General features: G+C 74.4%; 16 protein-coding genes. 5 read left to right on the top strand and 11 right to left on the bottom strand.

What is annotated here, in order from left to right:
* Positions 1–896 precede the first annotated feature (896 nt).
* On the top strand, positions 897–1,895 hold the full coding sequence (trpS, locus tag HFV08_RS26155; protein WP_168542921.1) for a tryptophan--tRNA ligase: 999 nt from the start codon (positions 897–899) through the stop codon (positions 1,893–1,895).
* A 74-nt stretch (positions 1,896–1,969) separates the two neighbouring features.
* On the opposite strand, the gene proC is transcribed toward trpS, so the two are convergent.
* The 5 genes from proC to HFV08_RS26130 form a co-directional block, all read right to left on the bottom strand.
* Positions 1,970–2,779 carry a pyrroline-5-carboxylate reductase gene (gene proC, locus HFV08_RS26150; RefSeq protein WP_168542920.1) on the bottom strand — a complete coding sequence of 270 codons (810 nt, stop codon included), beginning with the start codon at positions 2,777–2,779 and terminating at the stop codon, positions 1,970–1,972.
* A 141-nt stretch (positions 2,780–2,920) separates the two neighbouring features.
* Complete coding sequence (locus HFV08_RS26145; protein ID WP_168542919.1) at positions 2,921–3,658, bottom strand: ABC transporter permease; 738 nt, start codon at positions 3,656–3,658, stop codon at positions 2,921–2,923.
* Positions 3,659–3,875: 217 nt separating this feature from the next.
* Positions 3,876–4,664: an ABC transporter ATP-binding protein gene (locus HFV08_RS26140; protein ID WP_168542918.1), complete on the bottom strand. Its 789-nt coding sequence runs from the start codon at positions 4,662–4,664 to the stop codon at positions 3,876–3,878.
* A 387-nt stretch (positions 4,665–5,051) separates the two neighbouring features.
* Entirely contained in the window at positions 5,052–5,810 is a 759-nt protein-coding gene (locus HFV08_RS26135) for a class I SAM-dependent methyltransferase (RefSeq protein WP_168542917.1), read from the bottom strand.
* A 203-nt stretch (positions 5,811–6,013) separates the two neighbouring features.
* A complete protein-coding gene (locus HFV08_RS26130) occupies positions 6,014–6,322 on the bottom strand; it encodes an SH3 domain-containing protein (protein ID WP_168542916.1) in 309 nt (102 codons plus the stop codon).
* A gap of 191 nt (positions 6,323–6,513) precedes the next feature.
* On the opposite strand from HFV08_RS26130, the gene HFV08_RS26125 reads away from it, so the two are divergent.
* On the top strand, positions 6,514–8,778 hold the full coding sequence (locus HFV08_RS26125; protein ID WP_168542915.1) for a serine/threonine-protein kinase: 2,265 nt from the start codon (positions 6,514–6,516) through the stop codon (positions 8,776–8,778).
* A gap of 175 nt (positions 8,779–8,953) precedes the next feature.
* The gene (locus HFV08_RS26120; RefSeq protein WP_168542914.1) at positions 8,954–9,694 is read left to right on the top strand and encodes a class I SAM-dependent DNA methyltransferase; all 741 of its coding nucleotides are present in this window, start codon (positions 8,954–8,956) and stop codon (positions 9,692–9,694) included.
* Between the two features lie 63 nt (positions 9,695–9,757).
* Here HFV08_RS26120 and HFV08_RS26115 read toward each other — a convergent pair whose 3' ends face one another.
* The gene (locus HFV08_RS26115) at positions 9,758–10,624 is read right to left on the bottom strand and encodes a GNAT family N-acetyltransferase (RefSeq protein WP_168542913.1); all 867 of its coding nucleotides are present in this window, start codon (positions 10,622–10,624) and stop codon (positions 9,758–9,760) included.
* A 107-nt stretch (positions 10,625–10,731) separates the two neighbouring features.
* Positions 10,732–12,582 carry a dihydroxy-acid dehydratase gene (ilvD, locus tag HFV08_RS26110; protein WP_168542912.1) on the bottom strand — a complete coding sequence of 617 codons (1,851 nt, stop codon included), beginning with the start codon at positions 12,580–12,582 and terminating at the stop codon, positions 10,732–10,734.
* Positions 12,583–12,957: 375 nt separating this feature from the next.
* Between ilvD and HFV08_RS26105 the strand changes: the two genes are divergently transcribed.
* A complete protein-coding gene (locus HFV08_RS26105; protein ID WP_168542911.1) occupies positions 12,958–15,213 on the top strand; it encodes an ATP-binding SpoIIE family protein phosphatase in 2,256 nt (751 codons plus the stop codon).
* Between the two features lie 176 nt (positions 15,214–15,389).
* Here HFV08_RS26105 and HFV08_RS26100 read toward each other — a convergent pair whose 3' ends face one another.
* The 3 genes from HFV08_RS26100 to HFV08_RS26090 are packed head-to-tail and all read right to left on the bottom strand — an operon-like array spanning position 15,390 to position 17,845.
* Positions 15,390–16,004: a TetR/AcrR family transcriptional regulator gene (locus HFV08_RS26100; protein WP_168542910.1), complete on the bottom strand. Its 615-nt coding sequence runs from the start codon at positions 16,002–16,004 to the stop codon at positions 15,390–15,392.
* Entirely contained in the window at positions 16,001–16,825 is an 825-nt protein-coding gene (locus HFV08_RS26095) for a sugar phosphate isomerase/epimerase family protein (protein WP_168542909.1), read from the bottom strand. The genes HFV08_RS26100 and HFV08_RS26095 overlap by 4 nt, the downstream gene beginning before the upstream one ends.
* Before the next feature lie 30 nt (positions 16,826–16,855).
* Complete coding sequence (locus tag HFV08_RS26090) at positions 16,856–17,845, bottom strand: Ppx/GppA family phosphatase (protein WP_168542908.1); 990 nt, start codon at positions 17,843–17,845, stop codon at positions 16,856–16,858.
* 200 nt (positions 17,846–18,045) lie between these two features.
* Between HFV08_RS26090 and HFV08_RS26085 the strand changes: the two genes are divergently transcribed.
* Positions 18,046–18,933: a DUF3109 family protein gene (locus HFV08_RS26085; protein WP_168542907.1), complete on the top strand. Its 888-nt coding sequence runs from the start codon at positions 18,046–18,048 to the stop codon at positions 18,931–18,933.
* 345 nt (positions 18,934–19,278) lie between these two features.
* On the opposite strand, the gene HFV08_RS26080 is transcribed toward HFV08_RS26085, so the two are convergent.
* Positions 19,279–21,105, bottom strand: a complete 1,827-nt coding sequence (locus HFV08_RS26080; protein WP_168542906.1) for a BACON domain-containing protein — start codon at positions 21,103–21,105, stop codon at positions 19,279–19,281.
* Positions 21,106–21,187: the final 82 nt, after the last annotated feature.

Below are 21,187 nucleotides of genomic sequence, written 5' to 3'. Positions count from 1 at the left end.
CGCCAGCGTTCGTCCTGAGCCAGGATCAAACTCTCCGTGAATGTGTACCGGTAATCCGGTCACACACACGAGAGCGGAACCAGGAAGAGGAATAATCCCCCCGGTCCACAGCATCCTCGCTGTGTGTCTCTTCAAAGGAACCCAAACCCTCAGACAGCCACAAACGACTGCCGAGAATCCGGGGTTATCAACATATCTGGCGTTGACTTTTGGCACGCTGTTGAGTTCTCAAGGAACGGACACTTCCTTCGTACTCACCCCGACCATTCAGCCGAGGCTTTCCTCCGGGCGTTTCCCTTCGGTGTTTCCGACTTTAGCAGATCCGATTTCCGTTTCCGCCACCCTCCGGAGGGGGTTTGCCGGGCCGTTCTCCGCTTTCGCGTTTCCCTTTCCGGCGGTGCCTACTGTATCAGATCCTTTCGGCGCTGATTCCCCGTCAGCAGGGGCTGCCGTCGCGGCTGTTGGGCCGTTCCGACATGGGTGAGACCTTAGCGGAAGCATTCTCCCCGACCTAATCGGGGGCGCTCTTTCGAACGCAGTTCCTCATTGCACAGGGGAGCATGAAAACGAGCCGACGAAGGATCGTGGCTCGGTCGATGTTCTCTGCGGAATGGCTGCCCCGGGACCGACCTGAGGTCGGCGGCTCACCGCTGGACAGCTCGCAGTACATTACGGATCCCTCCGGGGAGTGTCAACTTCGCACGGGCGGGGAGCCGGAGGCGTACCCTCTGCCCCATGACTACGCGTGCGCACACCCGGCAGTGGTGGGCCGCCTGACGGCGGCCGGACCTACGCACGCGCTCAACGGCCGCCGCTTCGGCGGCCGTTCGTGTTTCCCGCTCCGGGAGCCCGCCGGCCGGCGAGGACGGCGGCCTCACCGGAAGGAGTGAGGACACATGACGCGGACCTTCAGCGGGGTCAAGCCCACGGGACACCTGACGCTCGGGAACTACCTCGGGGCGGTGCGGCGCTGGGTCGAGACCGATCAGCACCGCTCGGAGGCCCTGTTCTGCCTCGTCGACCTGCACGCGCTCACCGTCGAGCACGATCCGGCCCGGGTGCGGCGGCTGACCAGGCAGGGCGCGAGTCTGCTGCTCGCGGCCGGGCTGGATCCGCGGCTGTGCACGGTCTTCGTCCAGAGCCAGGTGGACGCGCACACCAGACTCTCGTACCTCCTGGAGTGTGTGGCCGCGGACGGGGAGATGCGGCGGATGATCCAGTACAAGGAGAAGGCGCGGCGGGAACAGGAGCGCGGGGGCGGTGTGCGGCTCTCACTGCTGACGTATCCGGTGCTGATGGCGGCGGACATCCTGGCGTACCGGACGGACGAGGTGCCGGTCGGTGAGGACCAGGCGCAGCACGTCGAGCTGACGCGGGACCTCGCGCTGCGCTTCAACCAGCGATACGGGGCCACCTTCGTGGTGCCGAAGGCCACCCTTCCGGTGTTGGGGACGCGGGTGCGGGACCTTCAGGATCCGCTGAGCAAGATGGGGAAGTCGGGTGCCGAGTCCGCCGGGGTGGTCCATCTGCTCGACGAGCCCGAGGTCATCCGGAGGAAGTTCCTGCGGGCGGTGACCGACAGCGGGCGGGAGGTCGTCTACGACCGGGCGGTCAGCCCCGGTATCGCGAACCTCCTGGAGATCCTGGCGGCCTGCACCGGTGGGCGGCCGGAGGACCTCGCCGCGGACTACTCCTCGTACGGCGCCGTGAAGAAGGACACCGCGGAGGCCGTGGTGGAGCTGCTCGCCCCCTTGCAGAAGCGGCACCGGGAGCTGGCGGCCGACCCCGGGCAGGTGGACGCGGTGCTTCGGGCTGGCGCCGAGCGTGCCCGGGAGATGGCCCAGCCGACCGTGGACGCGGCCTACCGGGCGATCGGGCTGCTGCCCGCGGCCTGAGCGGGAGGGGGGCGCCGGACGCGGGCCGGCGCCCCCGACCCATGGTCCAGCTGCCGCCGGAGGCCGGTTCGGGTTCAGCCGCTGCCGGAGGCCAGTTCGCGGCTGCGGTCGCGGGCGGCTTCCAGGGCGGCGATCAGGGCGGCGCGTACGCCGTGGTTCTCCAGTTCGCGGATGGCGTTGATGGTGGTGCCGGCGGGCGAGGTGACGTTCTCGCGGAGGGTGACCGGGTGTTCGCCGCTGTCGCGGAGCATCACGGCGGCGCCGATCGCGGCCTGCACGATGAGGTCGTGGGCCTTGTCGCGGGGCAGGCCGAGCAGGATGCCCGCGTCGGTCATGGCCTCCACCAGGAAGTAGAAGTACGCGGGGCCGGAGCCGGAGAGCGCGGTGGCGGCGTCCTGCTGGGACTCGGGGACGCGCAGGGTCTTGCCGACGGCGCCGAAGATCTCCTCGGCGTGCGCGAGGTGGCCGCCGGTGGCGTGGCTGCCCGCGGAGATGACCGACATGGCCTCGTCGACCAGGGCGGGGGTGTTCGTCATGACCCGTACGACGGGGGTGCGGGCCGGGAGCCGATCCTCCAGGAAGGTGGTGGGGATTCCGGCGGCGCCGCTGATCACGAGGCGGTCGGCGGGCAGGTGCGGGGAGAGTTCACCGAGAAGAGTGCCCATGTCCTGGGGCTTGACGGTGAGGATCAGGGTGTCGGCGGCGCGGGCGGCCTCGGCGTTGCCGGTCACGGTGACGCCGTAGCGGGCGGCGAGCTCCTCGCCGCGTTCGTGGCGGCGGGCGGTGACCAGGAGGTCGGCGGTCGACCAGCCGGAGCGGATCATGCCGCTGAGCAGGGCCTCGCCGATCTTTCCGGTTCCCAGTACGGCGACTTTCTGGCTCATGGGCGGCCGACCCCTTCCGCTGGCTGTGCTGACTCCGCTGTGCCGGCCGCGATTTCGCCTCGCCGCCGCGGGCTCATCCTCGCACCGCGCGGGTGGCCGGGCGCGCGGTGTCCGCGGACCGGACGGGCCCCGGGCGGCCGGTCAGACGGTGCGGCGGCGCAGGGTCGCGGCGCCGAGGACCAGGACGAGCAGGGCGCTTCCGGCGACGACGGAGGTGTCGCGGACGAAGGCGCCGGTGACCTCGGGGTGCCGCAGGACCTCGTTCATGCCGTCGACCGCGTACGACATGGGCAGCACGTCGGAGAGGGCCTCCAGGACGGGCTGCATGCGGGCGCGGGCGGTGAAGAGTCCGCACAGGAGCAGCTGCGGGAAGATCACCGCGGGCATGAACTGCACCGCCTGGAACTCGGAGGCGGCGAAGGCCGAGACGAAGAGGCCGAGCGCGGTGCCGAGGAGGGCGTCGAGCAGGGCGACCAGGAGCAGCAGCCAGGGCGAGCCGGTGACGTCGAGGCCGAGGGCCCACAGGGCGAGGCCGGTGGCGAGCGCGGACTGGACGACGGCGAGGGCGCCGAAGGCCAGCGCGTACCCGGCGATCAGGTCGCCCTTGCCGAGCGGCAGGGCGAGGAGGCGTTCGAGGGTGCCGGAGGTGCGTTCGCGCAGCGTGGCGATCGAGGTGACCAGGAACATCGTGATCAGCGGGAAGATGCCGAGCAGCGAGGCGCCGATGCTGTCGAAGGTGCGCGGGCTGGCGTCGAAGACGTAGCGCAGCAGCAGGAGCATCACACAGGGCACGAGCACCATGAGCGCGATCGACCGGGGGTCGTGGCGCAGCTGGCGCAGGACGCGGGCGGCGGTGGCGAGGGTCCGGGAGAGGGTCATGGGGTGGCTCCGGGGTCGGGGGGGGCGGGCAAGGGTTCGGCGGGAGTTCGGGGCGGGGGCGAGGGTCGGGTCGCGTTCGCGCGTCGGCTGACGGTCGAGGACCAGGTCGGGTCGGGTCGGTCAGGTCCAGGGGTGAGCTCGCGGTCGGGGCCGGTCCGAGCGTCGGGATGGCGGGTACGCGGCCGGGGTCGGGGGCGGAGGCGCGGGCGGGCCGGGGTCAGTGCGTGGCGGCCCGGTCGACGAGGTGGAGGAAGGCCTCCTCGACCGTGGTGGAGCCGGTCTGCTCGCGCAGGGCCTCGGGGGTGTCCTCGGCGAGGAGGTGTCCCTCGCGCAGGAGCAGGAGCCGGTCGCAGCGCTCGGCCTCGTCCATGACGTGCGAGGAGATGAGGACGGTGGCGCCGCGCTCGGTGGCCAGTCCGCGGAACAGGTGCCACAGCTCACGCCGGAGTACGGGGTCGAGGCCGACGGTGGGTTCGTCCAGGACGAGGAGTTCGGGCGAGCCGAGCAGGGCGACCGCCAGCGAGACGCGGCCGCGCTGGCCCCCGGAGAGGTGTCCGGCGAGGGAGTCGGCGTGCGAGCCGAGGTCGACGTCCTCGATGGCCCGGGTGACCTGGGCGCGGCGCCGCCCGGCGGCGGACCTGCCCGGTTCGAGTACCGCGGCGAAGTACTCCAGGTTCTGACGCACCGTCAAGTCGCTGTAGACGGAGGGCGCTTGGGTCACGTAGCCGATGCGTGAGCGCAGGGCCGCGCTGCCCGCCGGGTGGCCGAGGACGTCGAGGGTGCCGCTCACCTTGGCCTGCGTACCGACGAGGGCGCGCATCAGGGTCGACTTCCCGCAGCCGGAGGGGCCGAGCAGCCCGGTGACGCGGCCCGCCGGGACCGAGAAGTCGAGCCCGCGCAGCACGGTGCGCGGACCGCGGGTGACGGTGAGGCCCCGGGCGCGGACGGCGGGTGATCCGGTGGCCTCGCCGGCCACGGGAGGGGCGGGAGCCTTGGAATTCATCATGTGATGAATAATGCGCCTGCGGGGGTACGGCGTCAAGGAGCTGGGGTGACAGGGGGCGCGGAGCCAGAGTCGGGGAGTCAGCCGAGGAGTCAGGGGCGGCGAGCGAGGGGCTGGGGCGCCAAGGGGCGGAGAGCCAGCGGCCGGGAGTCGGGCGGTGGCGAGGGGGCTCGGGGCCGGAGAAGGCCAGGCCTTCTCATCGCCGCAACTCACTCGCCTCTCTCCCCCTCGGCCGGACCCCCGTACGACTCGCGGCGGAGACAGTGAAGGTCCCCAAGTCGTCGACCCCTAAGCCGAGTTGAGGGCTCGGCAACTCAGAGCGAAGGCCCTCAAGTCGTCAGCGCGTACGCCGAGTTGAGGCCGGGCAGCTCAAGCGGTGGCCCGGTGGCCTCAGTTGCCGTTCGGGCGGCGGGTCACCAGGAGGTCGACGACGTACGGCTCGTCGAGGGTGCCGTCGGGGAAGTCCCGGAGGAGGGCGGCGCGTTCGGCGGTGAGGAAGGAGGCGCGGGACTCCTCGCCGGCGACCAGGAGGAGGGAGTGGCTGCCGAGGTTGGCGAGGTGGGTGTCGACGCTGATCCGGCGGCTCCAGGGCACCCGGTGGTGGGTGAACTCGGCCGCGCCCGCCTCCGCACGGACCCGCTCGGGGGTGCCGTGCGCCCCGGCGTGCGCGCCGAAGTGGGCGGCGAGGCGGGCGCCTTGGGCGGCGACCCAGCCGACGCGGTGGTCCAGGACGTTCCACCACAGGGCGAGCGTGCCGCCGGGGCGCAGCACCCGCAGGGCCTCGGGCAGGGCGCGGGCCGGTTCGGTCCAGTGCCAGGACTGGGCGAAGGTGAGCAGGTCGGCGCTGCCGGAGGCGAGCGGCAGGGCGTTGCCGTCGCCGCGTACCACCGGCACCCCGGGCAGCTGCCTGCGGAACTCGGCGGCCATGCCCGCGCCCGGTTCCACCGCGAGGAGCCGGGCGCCGCGCGCGTGCAGCCGCGCGGCGGCGATCCCCGTACCGGCGCCGACGTCCACCACGGCGGCGCCGCGCAGCGGGCGGCCGGAGAGTGCCTCGACCGTGTCGAACAGGGCGGGCGGGTAGGACGGGCGGGCGGCGGCGTACTGCGCGGCCGCCGCGTTGAAGGAGTGGGCGCGCCGGGTGTCGGTCATGCGTCCATGGTGGCGCGGCGGGGCGGGAGCGGGGCAGCGGCTCTGCCCGCCGCCCTGCTCACCACGCCTTCCGCGAGGGCGCGGCGCGCCCCCGTGAGGACACACCGCGCCGTGCGCGAAGGGCCGTACGCGAACGACTGTGCGCGAAAAGCTGTGCGCGAACGGTCCTCGCGGCGGGCCCTCGCGAAGGGCCCGCCGCGTGGTCAGCCGCAGGCCGGGGCCACGTAGCCGTCGCTGCCGGTCTTCACATAGGCGTCGGAGACGTACTCGCCGGGGCTGATGTTGTCCCAGATGCGGGTGGTGCCGTAGGGGCCGCTGACGTTCTGGCCGCGGGTCTGGCAGTGGATCAGCACGCTGCTGCCCGGCGGCAGGACCCGCACCAGGGAGTACTGGGTGCCGGGGCCGCCGCGGACGTTCAGCGTGTAGCCCGGCGCGATCGGGTAGCGCCGGGCGAGCTGGGCCTCCGTGCCCTCGGCGCGTTCCCCGGCGTTCTCGGACTGGTCGACAGTCATGACGGCTCCCCCTCTTGGGCCCCCGTGGACCCCGTCGAATGTGCAGATCCCCCAACCAATGTGCCGCATCCGCAGATTCCGGCCAGTGCGGGCGACACACGCGGAGGCTAGCAAGCCACTGCAGCAGGGGACGAAGCATCGACTAGGCTCCGTGCGTCGCGCGCCGGACGAACAGCTTCGGGGGTGGGTCCATGGCGCCACGGGGAGGCATCGGTGCCGGTACCGACGCGGCGTATCCCGAGTACGCCGGTCAGTACCGCCTGGAGAGCTGCCTGGGATCGGGCGGGATGGGCGTCGTGCATCTGGCGCGCAGCGGTTCGGGGCTGCCGCTCGCGGTGAAGGTGGTGCACGCCGAACTCGCCGAGGACCCGGAGTTCCGGGGGCGTTTCCGGCAGGAGATCGCCGCCGCCCGGCGGGTCAGCGGTGCCTTCACGGCGCCGGTGGTGGACGCCGACGCGGAGTCCGTACGCCCCTGGATGGCCACCCTCTACATTCCGGGCCCCACCCTCTCCGAGCAGGTCAAGCGGCACGGGCCGCTGTCCCCGGCCCAGTTGCGGCGGCTGATGGCGGGGCTCGCCGAGGCGCTGCGGGACATCCACCGCGCCGGGGTGGTGCACCGCGACCTCAAGCCGAGCAATGTGCTGCTCGCCGACGACGGCCCCAAGGTCATCGACTTCGGGATCTCCCGGCCCAAGGACAGCGAACTGCGCACCGAGACGGGGAAGTTGATCGGCAGTCCGCCGTTCATGGCGCCGGAGCAGTTCCGCCGCCCGCGTGAAGTGGGCCCGGCCGCCGACATGTTCGCGCTCGGCTCGCTCCTGGTGCACGCGGCGACCGGCAAGGCGCCCTTCGAGTCCGACAGCCCCTACCTCGTGGCCTACCAAGTGGTGCACAACGAGGCCGACTTGTCCGCGCTGCCGGAGGCCCTCGTCCCGCTGGTCGAGGCCTGCCTGTCCAAGAACCCGGAGGACCGGCCCACCGCCGACGAGGTGATGGCCGACCTCCGCTCGGTCGCCGCCTCGTACGAGACCCAGGCCTTCATACCGGCGCAGCGGAAGGTCCGGCAGGGGGACGCGGGCGGGGGTGCGGGGTGGGCGGCTGTCCCCAACGGGCCCATGGAGCAAGGGAGTTCCGCCGAATCGGCGGGCGCGGAGGGCGCGGCGGGTCCGGCTGGCCCGCGGACGTCCGGGGAGTCCGCGCGGTCCGGGAACCTCGCGGCCCCCGCGGACCCCACCGACCCCGCCCGGTCGCCGACCCCCCGCACCTCCCGCTTCTTCCGCCGCCCGCTGGTGCTCGGCGCCCTCGCCGCCGCGCTGGCGCTCTGTGCGGCCGGTACGGCGCTCCTGTGGCCGGGCGGGGACGGCGGAACCGTGCCGGGCGGGAGGCCGTCCGGGGCGCCGAAGGCTGCCTTCTCGCCGTGGCGCGAGGATCTGCCGGGCGGCTCGGCACAGGCCAGCGGCGGCACCCCGCGGTGCGCGTACACCGAGCGGGCGCTGTACTGCGCCCAGCCGGGGCTGCCCGCCGCCGCGCTCGACCCGGGCAGCGGGAAGCTGGCGTGGAGCCGGGAGGCGGCGCCGAAGGGCGCCCCCGAGTTCGCGCCCCAGCCGGCCGCCGGGCGGCTGCTGACGGTCAGCGACGACGGCGGCACCCTGCTCGCCCTCGACCCGGCCGACGGGAAGAAGCGCTGGCAGCGGGAGCTCGGCTCGTACGGCGGCGCGGTGCGGTTCGCCGGGGAGACCGTGCTGCTCGGCGGGCGAGACGGGAGCCTCACCGGGCTGGACGCGGCGAGCGGCGAGCAGCGGTGGCGGCGGCCCGGCGGGGCGGGGCAGCCGGTGCTCTGGGCCTTCGGGGAGAGCGTGCTCGCCACCCGGCTCGGCGGCGACGGCGGCAGCACCCTGGTGACCTCGCTCGACCCGGACTCGGGCCGGACCCGCTGGGAGCACCGTTTCGCCGGGGCGGTGCGCCCGGCCGGGGTGGCGGGCCGCGCCGTCGTCCTCCAGTCGCTCAACTCCGCCGCGCAGACCGAGGCGTTGATCCGCTACGCACCGGGGCGCGGGACGCAGCGCCGCATCCCGCTGAAGCTGCCGCTGGACGACGCGCTGGGCGCAGTGCACGGCGACCGGGCCTATCTGACGGCCGCGGGCGGCGCGGTGGTCGCCGTGGACCTGGTCGCCGGTGAGCAGCGCTGGCGTACGGAGTCGGGGGCGAGCCGCGGTTCGGTGCCGGTGACCGACGGGCGGCGGGTCTGCTTCTCCACGCCCGGCGGTGCGCTGGTCGCGGTGGACGCCGGGGACGGGCACCTGCTCGGGCAGACCAAGGCCCGGCCCCGTGCCTCCGCGCCGGAACAGGTGGCCGCCGCGGTGCCGCCGCCGGTCATGGCCGGGGGACGGGTGTACGCGAGCGCGCCGGACGGGTCGGTGTTCGCGGTCAACTCGGCCAATCCGTCGGTGTGGTGAGCCCGGGGCACCCTCAACTGCCCGTAGGACGCCGTTCTGCCGCTCCCCCGCACGGCGCATGTCGAGCAGCGAGTCCGCGTCGGCCGCGGCCCAGCACCGCACGCCCGTCAACAGGTGCGCCCTGGGCGGTAATTGCGTCGACAGCGCCCCTCGGCACCCGGCAGAGTGACCGGTCGTGACGAGCAGTGAGCTGTGGAGCCGAGCGACCGCCGAACGCTACGACGCCGAGGAGGCCGAGTCGTCCTCGGCCGCCGTTCTCGGGCCGGTCCTGGACTTCCTCGGCGAACTGGCCGGTCAGGGAAGGGCGTTGGAGTTCGCGATCGGGACCGGGCGGGTGGGCGTCCCGCTCCGGGAGCGCGGTGTGCCGGTCGTGGGCATCGAACTCTCCGCGCCCATGGCGGAGGTGCTCCGGCGCAAGGTCGACGAGGACACCCTCCCGGTGGTCCTCGGGGACATGGCCGCCACCGTCGTGCCCGGTGAGTTCACCCTGGTCTATCTCGTCTACAACACGATCACGAATCTGCTCACCCAGGAGGAGCAGGTCGAGTGCTTCCGCAACGCGGCGCGTCATCTGGCGCCCGGTGGCCGCTTCGTCATCGAGCTGGGCGTGCCGCCGCTGCGGTTCCTGCCGCCCGGGCAGGTCGCGGTGCCCTTCGACGTCTCCGAGCGGCATCTCGGCTTCGACACCTTCGACCTGGTCGAACAGGTCCTCGTCTCGCACCACTTCACCCGGGACGGCGCGGACGGCCGCTACCGCCGCGGGAGTTCGCGGCACCGGTACGCCTGGCCGGCCGAACTCGACCTGATGGCCCGGATCGCCGGTCTCGATCTGGAGCGCCGGGTGGCGGACTGGGACGGGGCGCCGTTCACCCAGGACTCCGCGAAGCACATCTCCGTATGGCGCAAGCCGGTCTGAAGGGACGGCCGGAGCCGGTCAGGGAGTGGGGCGCGAACCAGCCCCCGGCCTTTCGCGCCCGGTCTACAACTCCCGGCAGCGGTCCGGGACTTCGGGCATCCGCCGGAACCCGGCCGAGGCGTAGGTGTCGACGGCGCCGGGGTTGGCGCTCGGGGTGCAGACGAGGGCGCTGGACGCGCCCAGCTCCCGGAGGGCGGCCGCGGCGGCGAGGGTGATCGCCCGGCCGTGGCCGCGGCGGCGATGGTCCCGGTGCACGCCCATCGGCTCCAGGAGGCCGGGCCTGCCGGGACCGGCCGACCACACCGTCACCATCGCCACGGCCCGGCCCCGCGCGTCGCGGGCGAGCAGGCAGCGGGCGCCGGCGTACAGCGGTCCGGCGGCCATGGCCTGCCAGCGCTCCTCGCCGTACGTCGATCCGTCGAAGGCGGCCCGCTGCACGGCGGCCCGCTCCGTCGCCAGCTCCGGCCCGACCACCTCGATACGTACGCCCGGATCGGGCACCGGCTCCGTGAGGTCGCGGCGCAGCGGCGTCCAGGGCTCGCCGGTGTCCCAGCCGTCGGCGCGCAGGACCTCCTGGAGCAGTGCGTCCCGCGGCGCCTCGACGGAGACCTTGCCCTGCGGCAGGACGCCGCGCTCCGGGCCGGTGAGGTCGGCGGCCATCCGCCGGGCCAGCTCCTCGTCCTGCCGGGCGTCCGGAGCGGTGGTCAGCCGCAGCAGGTCGGGGCCGTCGAGGAGTCCGACGGCGAGGATCCGCCCGTCCCGGCTCCAGGTCCGCACCGCCGCGGCCGTCGCCGCCGCGCCGAACCGCCAGAACCAGCCCAGGTCTCCCGGATGCAGCTGCATCGGCGCCCCCTCGTACTGCCACTCCCGCAGTGCGCCCAGGGCCCCGCCCAGCTCGTCGACTTCCGGACTGCTCAGCACGATCGCCATGGTCCGATCAGACCGCACCCCGCCCGCGGCGCGCATCCGGTTTTCGCGGGGGCGGGCGCCCCGGCCGAGGGGGCCGGGGCGCCGGTGCTGCCGAACTGCCGGTGTGCTCAGCCCAACTTGGAGATGTCGCGGACGGCGCCCTTGTCGGCGCTGGTGGCCATGGCGGCGTAGGCGCGCAGGGCGGTGGAGACCTTGCGTTCGCGGTCCTTCGGCGCGTACACCCCGCCGAGGGCCTGCTTGCGGGCGGTCAACTCGGCCTCGGGGACGAGGAGTTCGATCGTACGGTTCGGGATGTCGATCCGGATCCGGTCGCCGTCGCGGACCAGCGCGATGGTGCCGCCGGAGGCCGCCTCGGGGGAGGCGTGGCCGATGGACAGGCCCGAAGTGCCGCCGGAGAAGCGGCCGTCGGTGATCAGGGCGCAGGACTTGCCGAGGCCGCGGCCCTTGAGGAAGGAGGTCGGGTAGAGCATCTCCTGCATGCCGGGGCCGCCCTTGGGGCCCTCGTAGCGGATGACGACGACGTCGCCCTCCGTGATCTGTTTGCGCAGGATCTTGTCGACGGCCTCCTCCTGCGACTCGCAGACCACCGCGGGGCCCTCGAAGGTCCAGATGGACTCGTCGACCCCGGCGGTCTTCACGACGCAGCCGTCCTCGGCGAGGTTGCCCTTGAGGACCGCGAGTCCGCCGTCCTGGGAGTAGGCGTGCGCGACATCGCGGATGCAGCCGTTCGCCGCGTCGGTGTCGAGGCTGTCCCAGCGCTCGGACTGGCTGAAGGCCTCGGCGGAGCGGCGGCAGCCGGGCGCCGCGTGCCACAGCTCGACGGCCTCGGCCGAGGCGGCGCCGCCGCGGATGTCCCAGTCGTCGAGCCACTGCTTGATGCCGGGCGCGTGGACGGTGTGCACGTCCTCGTTGAGCAGCCCGCCCCGGTACAGCTCGCCGAGGATCGCCGGGATGCCGCCCGCGCGGTGCACGTCCTCCATGTAGTACGTGGTGCTGGGCGCGACATTGGGCGCGACCTTGGCGAGGCAGGGCACCCGGCGGGAAACCGCGTCGATGTCGCCGAGGTCGTAGCCCACCTCGGCCTCCTGGGCGGCGGCCAGCAGGTGCAGGATCGTGTTGGTGGAGCCGCCCATGGCGATGTCGAGTGCCATGGCGTTCTCGAAGGCCGCGTGGGTGGCGATGTTGCGCGGCAGCACGGAGTCGTCGTCGCCCCCGTAGTACCGCTCGGCCAGCTCGACCACGGTCTGCCCGGCCTTCTCGTAGAGGGCCTTGCGGGCGGTGTGGGTGGCGAGGACGGAGCCGTTGCCGGGCAGCGAGAGGCCGATGGCCTCGGTCAGGCAGTTCATCGAGTTGGCGGTGAACATGCCGGAGCAGGAGCCGCAGGTCGGACAGGCGTTCTCCTCGATGCGGAGGATGTCCTCGTCGGAGACGTTCTCGTCGACCGCGTCGCTGATGGCGTTGATCAGGTCGAGCTTGCGGACGGTGCCGTCGACCAGGGTGGCCTTGCCGGCCTCCATCGGGCCGCCGGAGACGAAGACCGTCGGGATGTTCAGGCGCAGCGCGGCCATCAGCATGCCGGGGGTGATCTTGTCGCAGTTGGAGATGCAGATCAGCGCGTCGGCGCAGTGCGCCTCGGCCATGTACTCCACGGAGTCGGCGATCAGGTCCCGGGAGGGCAGCGAGTAGAGCATGCCGCCGTGGCCCATCGCGATGCCGTCGTCGACGGCGATGGTGTTGAACTCCCGGGGCACCGCGCCCGCCGCCTTGATCGCCTCGGAGACGATCCGGCCGACCGGGGCGAGGTGGGTGTGCCCGGGCACGAACTCGGTGAAGGAGTTGGCGACCGCGATGATCGGCTTGCCGATGTCCTCGCTCGCTACGCCCGAGGCCCGCATGAGGGCGCGGGCGCCCGCCATGTTGCGGCCGTGGGTGACAGTGCGGGACCTCAGCTCGGGCATCGTCGCTCGCTCCTTCTCGGCTCCGGGGCCGCGCTCACGGCACCGGCGGATTCGACCGGGATCCCGGGCGGTCCGCGCGCTCGCCGCGCGCCCGTACGGGATCCGGGCTCCAGCGCCGCGGGCCGCCTTGTGGCCGTCCGCTCAGCTGTGCCCCGCATGCCTGGCGGACAGGCATGCCTGTCTGTAAGAGAGTACGCCCGTCCTCCAGGATCCGGACACCATGTCCGGATCCTGGGACGCCGGTCTCGGTCGCCGGGCAGCTCACGGGGCCGCCCGGCCGGTCCCGGGGCGGTCCGGGGACCCGGCGGCGAACCCGGGAGCGAAAGCCCGTACCCGACCCGGCGGTAGCGTCTTCTTCGTGCCTATATTTCCGGTATGGACGATGCCGATCGGCTGCTCGCCGCCGTGGCCGGGGATCTGCGCCCCCGCCGCGCCGCGCTGACCGATCTGCTGATGCGCCTCTACGCCGCCGAGATCCCCGCGCTCGGCGAGGCGGAGGTGAACGGCCCCGCCCGCGCCCTCGTCACCGAGAGCGTGGACCTCTTCCTCGACGTCCTCGGCGGAATCGGCCCCGGCCTCGCGGGCGGGCAGCCGCAGACGGCGGTGAAGCTGGCCCGGCTGCTCGCCGACCGCGACATCCCGGTCAGCGCGATGCTGCGCGCCTACCGCCTCGGGCTCGCCGGGCTCACCCCGCTGCTCTTCGAGGACATCGCGCGGCGCAGCGGCGATACACAGCTGGTCAGCGCGGCCACCCTGCGGCTCGCGGTCTTCGGCCTGGAGTGGATGGACCTCGCCTCCGAGCAGGCCTTCAGCGTGTACCAGGCCCAGCGCGAGCGCCGGGTGCAGCGGCAGCTGCGGCTGGTCAACGAGGCCAGCACCGGCATCGGGACCACCCTCGACGTCGGCCGCACCGCCCAGGAGCTCGCCGACGTCGGGGTGCGCCACTTCGCCGACTACGCCACCGTCAGCCTGCTCGACCCGGTGCTCGGCCCGAAGGGGCGGCCGCCCCGGCCGGGGCGGCTGCGGCTGTGCCGGGTGGCCCAGCGGACCGCCCCCGCCGAGGGCGCCGGGGAGATCGAGGCCCCGGGCGAGCCGCACACCTTTCCGGCGGGTTCGGTGCCGGACCGCGCGCTGACCACGGGGCAGCCCTCGCGGCACCGCCTGGACGGCCCACCCGACTGGCTGAGGGCGGACCCGGGGACCGCCGGAGCCGTCCGGGCGCAGGGCCTCGCCTCGGTGCTGGTGGTGCCGCTGCGGGCGCGCGGGGCGGCGCTCGGGCTGGCACTGCTGTTCCGGCGGGGGGAGGCGGTGCCGTTCACCGACGACGACCTGCTCCTGGTGCGCGACCTCGCCGCCCGGGCCGCCGTCTCCATCGACAACGCGCGCCGCTACACCCACGAGCGCGCCACCGCCCTGACCCTCCAGCGCGCCCTGCTCCCGCAGCGCCCGCCGGAGCAGTCCGCGGTCGAGGTCGCCTCCCGCTACCTCCCGGCCGGTTCGCACGCCGGGGTCGGCGGCGACTGGTACGACGTCATCCCGCTGGCCGGGGCCCGGGTCGCCCTGGTGGTCGGCGACGTGGTGGGCCACGGCCTGTACGCCTCGGCCAGCATGGGGCGGCTGCGGACCGCGGTGCGCACCCTCGCCGATGTCGACCTCGCCCCCGACGAACTCCTCACCCACCTCGACGACGTGGTGATCCGCCTCGCCGACCAGGACCCGGAGGAGGGCCAGGAGTCCAGCGCCACCTGCCTGTACGCGGTCTACGACCCGGTCTCGGGCAACTGCACCCTGGCCAGCGCGGGCCAGCTGCTGCCCGCCGTGGTCGGCCCGGACGGCCGCGTCGACTTCCCGCAGCTGCCGATCGGACCGCCGCTCGGCCTCGGCGCCCTGCCCTTCGAGAAGTCCGAGCTGCACCTGCCCGAGGGCAGCCTGCTCGCCCTCTACACGGACGGGCTGGTCGAGAGCCAGGGCCGGGACGTGGACTCCGGCCTCGCCGCGCTCACCGAGGTCCTCGCGGAGACCGGGGCGGCGGGCGCGCGATCCGGCGGTGCGCCGGTGCCCCTGGAGGACGTCTGCGAGGCGCTGATCGGCCGCCTCGTCCCGGCCCGCCCCACCGACGACGTCGCGCTGCTGCTCGCCAGGACCCGCGTCCTCGCCTCCGACCAGGTCTCCGTACGGGAGCTGGCGGCCGATCCCGCGGTGGTCTCCGAGGCCCGCCGCCACACCCTGGCGACCCTCGCGGAGTGGGGTCTCGAGGAGGCCTCCTTCACCGCGGAGCTGGTCGTCAGCGAACTGGTCACCAACGCCATCCGGTACGGCGAAGTCCCGATCCGGCTGCGGCTGATCCGGGACCGCGCGCTGATCTGCGAGGTCTCCGACGCGAGCAGCACCTCCCCGCACATGCGCCGGGCCCGGGTCTTCGACGAGGGCGGCCGCGGGCTGCTCCTGGTCGCCCAGCTCGCCGACCGCTGGGGCACCCGCTACACCCGCGAGGGCAAGATCATCTGGGCCGAGCTGCCGCTCCTGCCGGACGCGCCGCTCCTGCCGGACCTCACGGAGCCGGGCGAGGCCGCGGAGCCCACCGGCCTGGCGGCGGGAGCCCCAGCGGTCGGCGAGCCGGGCGCGGGCTGAGGGGTACGGGGGCGGGGTCGCGCCAGGTGCGGGGTGACGCGCGGGCCGGGGCACCGGCACGCGCTGACGGACCGGGGCACCGGCACCCGCGCGGCCGGACGGGCCGAGGCTCCGGCGGACGGACGGACGGGCCGAGGCACCGGCGGACGGATGGGCCGGGACGGGTCGGCCCCCGCCTACTCCCCCACCAGGTGGTGCTGCACCACCGGCGCCACCCGGCGGATGATCTGCTCCTGGTCCGCCGAGGCCAGCGGCTCCACCTTGATCACGTACCGCAGCATGGCGATGCCGACGAGCTGGGCGGCGGCGAGTTCGGCGCGCAGTTCGGCGTCGGGGTGGTCGAGCTGGACGGCGATGCGGCGCAGCAGCTGGGCGGCGATGAGGCGGCGGAAGACGGCCGCGGCCGCCTCGTTGCTGACCGCGGAGCGGACGATGGCGAGCAGCGGGGTGCGGGTCGCCGGGTTCTCCCAGACCCCGAAGAGGAAGCGGGCCAGCCGCTCGCCGATGCCCTCGACGGGGCCGTCGGCGACCGCGGCCGGGGCTTCGAGCGCGGGCGCGAAGGCGGCGGCGACCGAGGCCTCGAAGACCTGCTCCTTGGTGCCGAAGTAGTGGTGCACCAGCGCCGGGTCGACCCCGGCGGCCTTGGCGATGCCGCGTACCGAGGCCTTCTCGTAGCCGCGCTCGGAGAACTCCTCGCGGGCCGCGGCGAGGATGCGCTCCCGGGTGCCGGGCCCCTCGGCGGCGCCCGCGCGCGGCGGCCTGCCGCGGCGGCGGGGGGCGGCAGCGGTCATGAGCCGGGGACCCGGGCCGCGGCCGCCAGGTGGAGGCGGGTGAAGGCGAGGGCCTCGGCGAGGTCGGCCTCGCGTTCCGCGCCCGACATGGCGCGGCGGGTGTTGACCTCGACCACCACGTGTCCGTCGAAGCCGCGGGCCGCGAGGGACTCCAGGAGCTCGGCGCAGGGCTGGGTGCCGCGGCCCGGGACCAGGTGCTCGTCCTTGCCGGACCCGGAGCCGTCGGCGAGGTGGACGTGGCCGAGGCGATCGCCCATCCGCGCGGCCATCTCCACCGCGTCGCAGCGGGCGGTCGCGGTGTGCGAGAGGTCGATGGTGAAGTGCCGGTAGTCGTGCCGGGTGACGTCCCAGTCGGGGGCGTAGGCGAGCATCTCGCGGTCCCGGTAGCGCCAGGGGTACATGTTCTCGACGGCGAAGCGGACGTCCGTCTCGTGCGCCATCCGCCAGATCCCGGAGACGAAGTCGCGGGCGTACTGCCGCTGCCAGCGGAAGGGCGGATGCACCACCACGGTGCTCGCGCCGAGCTTCTCGGCGGCGGCGCGGGCCCGCTGGAGCTTGACCCAGGGGTCCGTCGACCAGACCCGCTGCGTGATGAGCAGGCAGGGCGCGTGCACCGCGAGGATCGGCACCTCGTGGTAGTCGCTCAGTCTGCGCAGCGCCTCGATGTCCTGGCTGACCGGGTCGGTCCAGACCATGACCTCGACGCCGTCGTAGCCGAGGCGCGCGGCGATCTCGAAGGCCACCGCCGTCGACTCCGGATAGACCGAGGCCGTCGACAGGGCGACCTTCGCATCCGGGATGCGCACCACTGGTTCTGCCACGCAGGACAGAGTACGGGCCCCGGTACGGCTTCAGCTGTGACGCTCTCCATAACGGCCCGCGGCGGCCGCACCGGGACCGGGCGCGGCCGGCCCCGGCGGCATCTGGTCCAGGTGGCGCAGGATGACGCCCTCGCGCAGCGCCCAGGGGCAGATCTCCAGGGTGTCCACGTCGAAGAGGTCCATCGCGCCCTCGGCGACCAGCGCGCCCGCGAGCAGCTGCCCGGAGCGCCCCTCCGAGACCCCCGGCAGCTTCGCCCGCTCCTCGGCGGTCATCGCGGCGAGCTGCGGCACCCAGGACTCCAGCGCCTCGCGGCCCAACTCCCGCTGTACGTACAGGCCTTCGGCGGAGCGGGCGGCCCCGGCGAGGCGGGCCAGCTGCTTGAAGGTCTTGGAGGTGGCGACCACATGGTCGGGCCGCCCCAGCCTGCTGAACTCGCCCACCACCCGGGCTATTTCGGCCCGTGCGTGCCGGCGCAGCGCGCGCACCGCCTCCGCCTCGGGCGGGTCGCCCGGCAGCCAGCCGGAGGTGAGGCGGCCCGCGCCGAGCGGCAGCGAGACGGCGGCGTCGGGCTCCTCGTCCATGCCGTAGGCGATCTCCAGGGAGCCGCCGCCGATGTCCAGGACGAGCAGCCTGCCGGAGGACCAGCCGAACCAGCGGCGGGCGGCGAGGAAGGTGAGCCGTGCCTCCTCGGCGCCGGTCAGCACGGTCAGCGCGACCCCGGTCTCCTCCTTGACGCGGGCGAGCACCTCCTCGGCGTTCACCGCCTCGCGCACCGCGGAGGTGGCGAAGGTCAGCAGGTCCTCGACGCCCTTGTCCTCGGCCGCCTCCAGCGCCCCGCGCACGGTCCCGATCAGGCGGTCCACGCCCTCGGGCCCGATCGCGCCCGCCTCGTCGAGCAGCTCGGCCAGGCGCAGCTCGGCCTTGTGGGAGTGCGCGGGCAGCGGGCGGGCACCCGGGTGGGCGTCCACCACGAGCAGGTGAACCGTGTTCGAACCGACGTCGAGAACTCCGAGCCTCATGTACGGAACGCTACTGCCCCCGCGGCGGTCGGCTGTCCCGGGGCGGGGCCGCGCACGCATACCCTGGAACGGTGCCAATGACGAAAAAGGCAAAGCCGGGCAAGTCACCCGGCGGCGGAACCAGGGAACCGGCCGCGGCGGAGACGTCACGGGAGGCGGCGCCGGGAGCGGCCGCAGAGCGGGAGAAGGCGGGAAGGGCTGTGCCCAAGGAGCAGGAAAAGCAGCAGAAGAAGCGCGCGAAGCAGGAGAAGCGGGAGCGTCGGGAGCAGGCCGAGAAGCGGGCGGCGAAGGCGCCGAAGTCCCGGAAGAAGGCGGCCGCTCCGGACGAGCAGCCCCTCGACTTCGCCCGCGCCTGGGTCGAGTTCCCGGATCCCGCGGACGAGGAGCAGGTCTTCCGCTGCGATCTGACATGGCTCACCTCTCGCTGGAACTGCATCTTCGGCAGCGGCTGCCAGGGCATCCAGGCGGGCCGCGCGGACGACGGCTGCTGCACCCTCGGCGCGCATTTCTCGGACGAGGAGGACCAGGAGCGGGTCGCGGGCCATGTGGCCCGGCTCACCCCCGACATCTGGCAGCACCACGCGGTCGGCACCGCCTCGCCCGACGCCTGGGTCCAGGAGGACGAGAACGACGGCGAGCTGCAGACCCGCCGCCACCAGGGCTCCTGCGTCTTCCAGAACCGCCCCGGCTTCCCGGGCGGCGCGGGCTGCTCGCTGCACATCCTGGCGCTGCGCGAGGGCCGCGAACCCCTGGAGACCAAGCCGGACGTCTGCTGGCAGCTGCCGGTCCGCCGCACCTACGACTGGATCGAGCGCCCCGACGACACCAAGGTGCTGCAGATCTCCATCGGCGAGTACGACCGCAGGGGCTGGGGTCCCGGCGGCCACGACCTGCACTGGTGGTGCACCTCGGCGACCTCCGCGCACGGCGCGGGCGACCCGGTGTACGTCTCCTACCGCCCCGAGCTGATCGAGCTGATGGGCAAGGAGGGCTACGACCGCCTGGCCGAACTCTGCGAGCAGCGCCTCGCCTCCCAACTCCCCCTGGTGGCCCCGCACCCGGCGGACGCACGACCCGCCCACGCCTGAACCGCGGCGCCTGAGCGGAAGGGGCCCCGGCCCCGGCGCGCGAGGCGGGCAGCACGCCCGCCTCGGCCCGTCGGGGGCGCCCGCGGTCCTTCGGATCTGCCGCGGATCCTCGGATTTCTCGCGGCTTCTCGGAGTTGCCGGGGTCCGCGGCTCCTCGGAGTTGCCGGGGTTCCCGGGGTTCCGCGGGTTCCGCGGGTTCCGCGGGTTCCGCAGACTCTCCCGGCGCCTCGGACTTCCCGCGGCCCCTCGGAATCGCCGGGCTTCCCCGGCCCCTCGGGCTCCCCGAATCCGCCCCGACACCCCGTGAGTCCGCCCCGACACCCCGTCGGGCTCCCCGGCTCCGCCTCAACCCGTCGGACTCCCCGGGCTCCCCGAGTCCGCGGGCGGGGAGGAGTCGTCCGGCTGGGCGGGCCCGGTGTTCGAGGCGCTGGGTGTCGGGCTCTGGGGCGGCTTCGAGGACGGCGGGGCGGTCGCGGGCAGCGTGGACGGGCGCGCGGTCGGCCGGGTCGGCGGGACGGACGGCGGCCGGGTGCCGTGCGGCGGGGGCGTGCCGGGCCGGGTGGGGCGGGTCGGCGGCGGGCGCCACCGGCCGTACCCCTCGATGGAGACCAGCGCCCCGGAGGGTTCCAGGGCGACCGTGGCCCGCCAGTGGCCGCCGGGCTCGCGGGTGCGGTCCACGTACACCCGTACCGTCACCGACTCCCCCGGCCGCAGCGTGCCCGAGCTGCGGCTGAGCAGCAGCCAGCGGGCGCTCGGGGCGGCCGACCAGCGGACCGGGGCGCCGCCCGAGGCGCGCAGGGTGAGCAGGGTCAGGCCGCCGCCCGGGCGGGCCTCGACGGTGAGGCGCCCGGGGCCGCTCTGGCTGTGCGAGGGCCGGGCCCCCGCGCTGACCACCTCGACCGAGACCTCGGGCGAGTGCGCGTCCTCGGCGAAGCGCCGGCCCTCGGTGGCCCGGGCGTTCCCCGCGTTCTCGTACGCCCGCGCCGGATCCCCCGGCCCGCTGCGCTCGTCCGCCGAGGCCGAGTGGCCGCCCTGGCCCTCGCCGGTCAGCGGGGCGCCCCGGTAGGCGGCCCACAGGGCGAGCACCGGCGCGGCCACCACGGTCGCGACCACGGTCGTGGTCAGCGCCCGGGAGCGGATCCGGTCGCGGCGCGCGGCCCGGTCCTTGGGGTCCATCGGGAAGCCGCGCCGGTCGAAGCGGGGCACCCCGTGGCGGCCGCGCGCGGTGGCGGGCAGCGCGTGCAGGGCCGCCCGGGGCGCCGCGACGACGGGCAGCGCGGGGGCGGCGCTGGTGCCGGGCCAGGTGCCGGGGGCGGCGCGCTCGGCGGTACGGCGGCAGCGCGGGCAGTCGTCGACGTGCCGGACCAGTTCGCGCCGGAGCGCGGTGCCGAGGAGCAGCTGATGGTCGCCGGTGAGGCGGGCCACGCTCGGGCAGGTGCCCTTCTCCACGACCGCGAGCGCGGCCCGGGTGCGCTCCACCTCGCAGGCGGCGGAGGCGAGGAGTTCGCGGGTGGCGATCCGGTCCAGGCCGAGCACGGCGGCGACCTCGTGCGTCGAGAGCCGGTGCCGTACCGAGAGTTCGAGCGCCTCCCGCTGCTCGGGCGAGGTACCGGCCGCCTCCGGCCAGGCGAGCAGGGCGAGTTCGCGCCGGTGCTGCCGCTCGGCCTCCTCGGAGACCTCGGGCACCGGCGACCGGCCCGGCCGGGGTCCGGGGCGCGCGGCGGGCTGCTCCGCGCGGCGGCCCGAGGCGTGCGCGCCCTGGCGCCTGCGCCGTGCCTCGGCCAGCTCGCGCAGACAGGACCAGCGGGCCAGCGAGTAGAGCCAGGCCCGCTGTTCGGAGTCGAGCGCGGGACCGCGGGCCTGGCGGCGGCGCGCGAGGGCGAGGACGTCGGCGAGCGCCGCGAGGGCGAGCTCGTGGTCGCAGAGCACGGACAGGCAGTAGGTGAACAGCCCGTCGAGATGGGCCTCGTGGCGGTCGGCGGCCTCGGGCCGCCGGTCCCCGTCCGCGTGGTGATCCCCGTCCCCCGGCGCGGGGCGGCGGCCGTCGTGCGCGGGCGGGCGCTCACCCGCCTCGTGCGCCCCGGCGCGGTGCCGGGCATCGCGGTGCGCCCGGTGCGCGCCGGTCGCGGGCATGGCGGTCGACTGCGAGGGGGAGGGCTGCCTACTGCTCATCACCCCAGCGACCGTAGGCGCGCGGCAGGAGCCACAGCGCCGCCTCGGGCGCATTTAACCCTTGCGGGTGAAGAGTTCCCTC

The sequence above is a fragment of the Streptomyces physcomitrii genome (assembly GCF_012273655.1).
In the GTDB taxonomy this organism is placed as follows: Bacteria; Actinomycetota; Actinomycetes; order Streptomycetales; family Streptomycetaceae; genus Streptomyces; species Streptomyces physcomitrii.
Note: the sequence above shows the minus strand (reverse complement) of the source record. Positions and strands in the feature narration are given on the sequence as shown.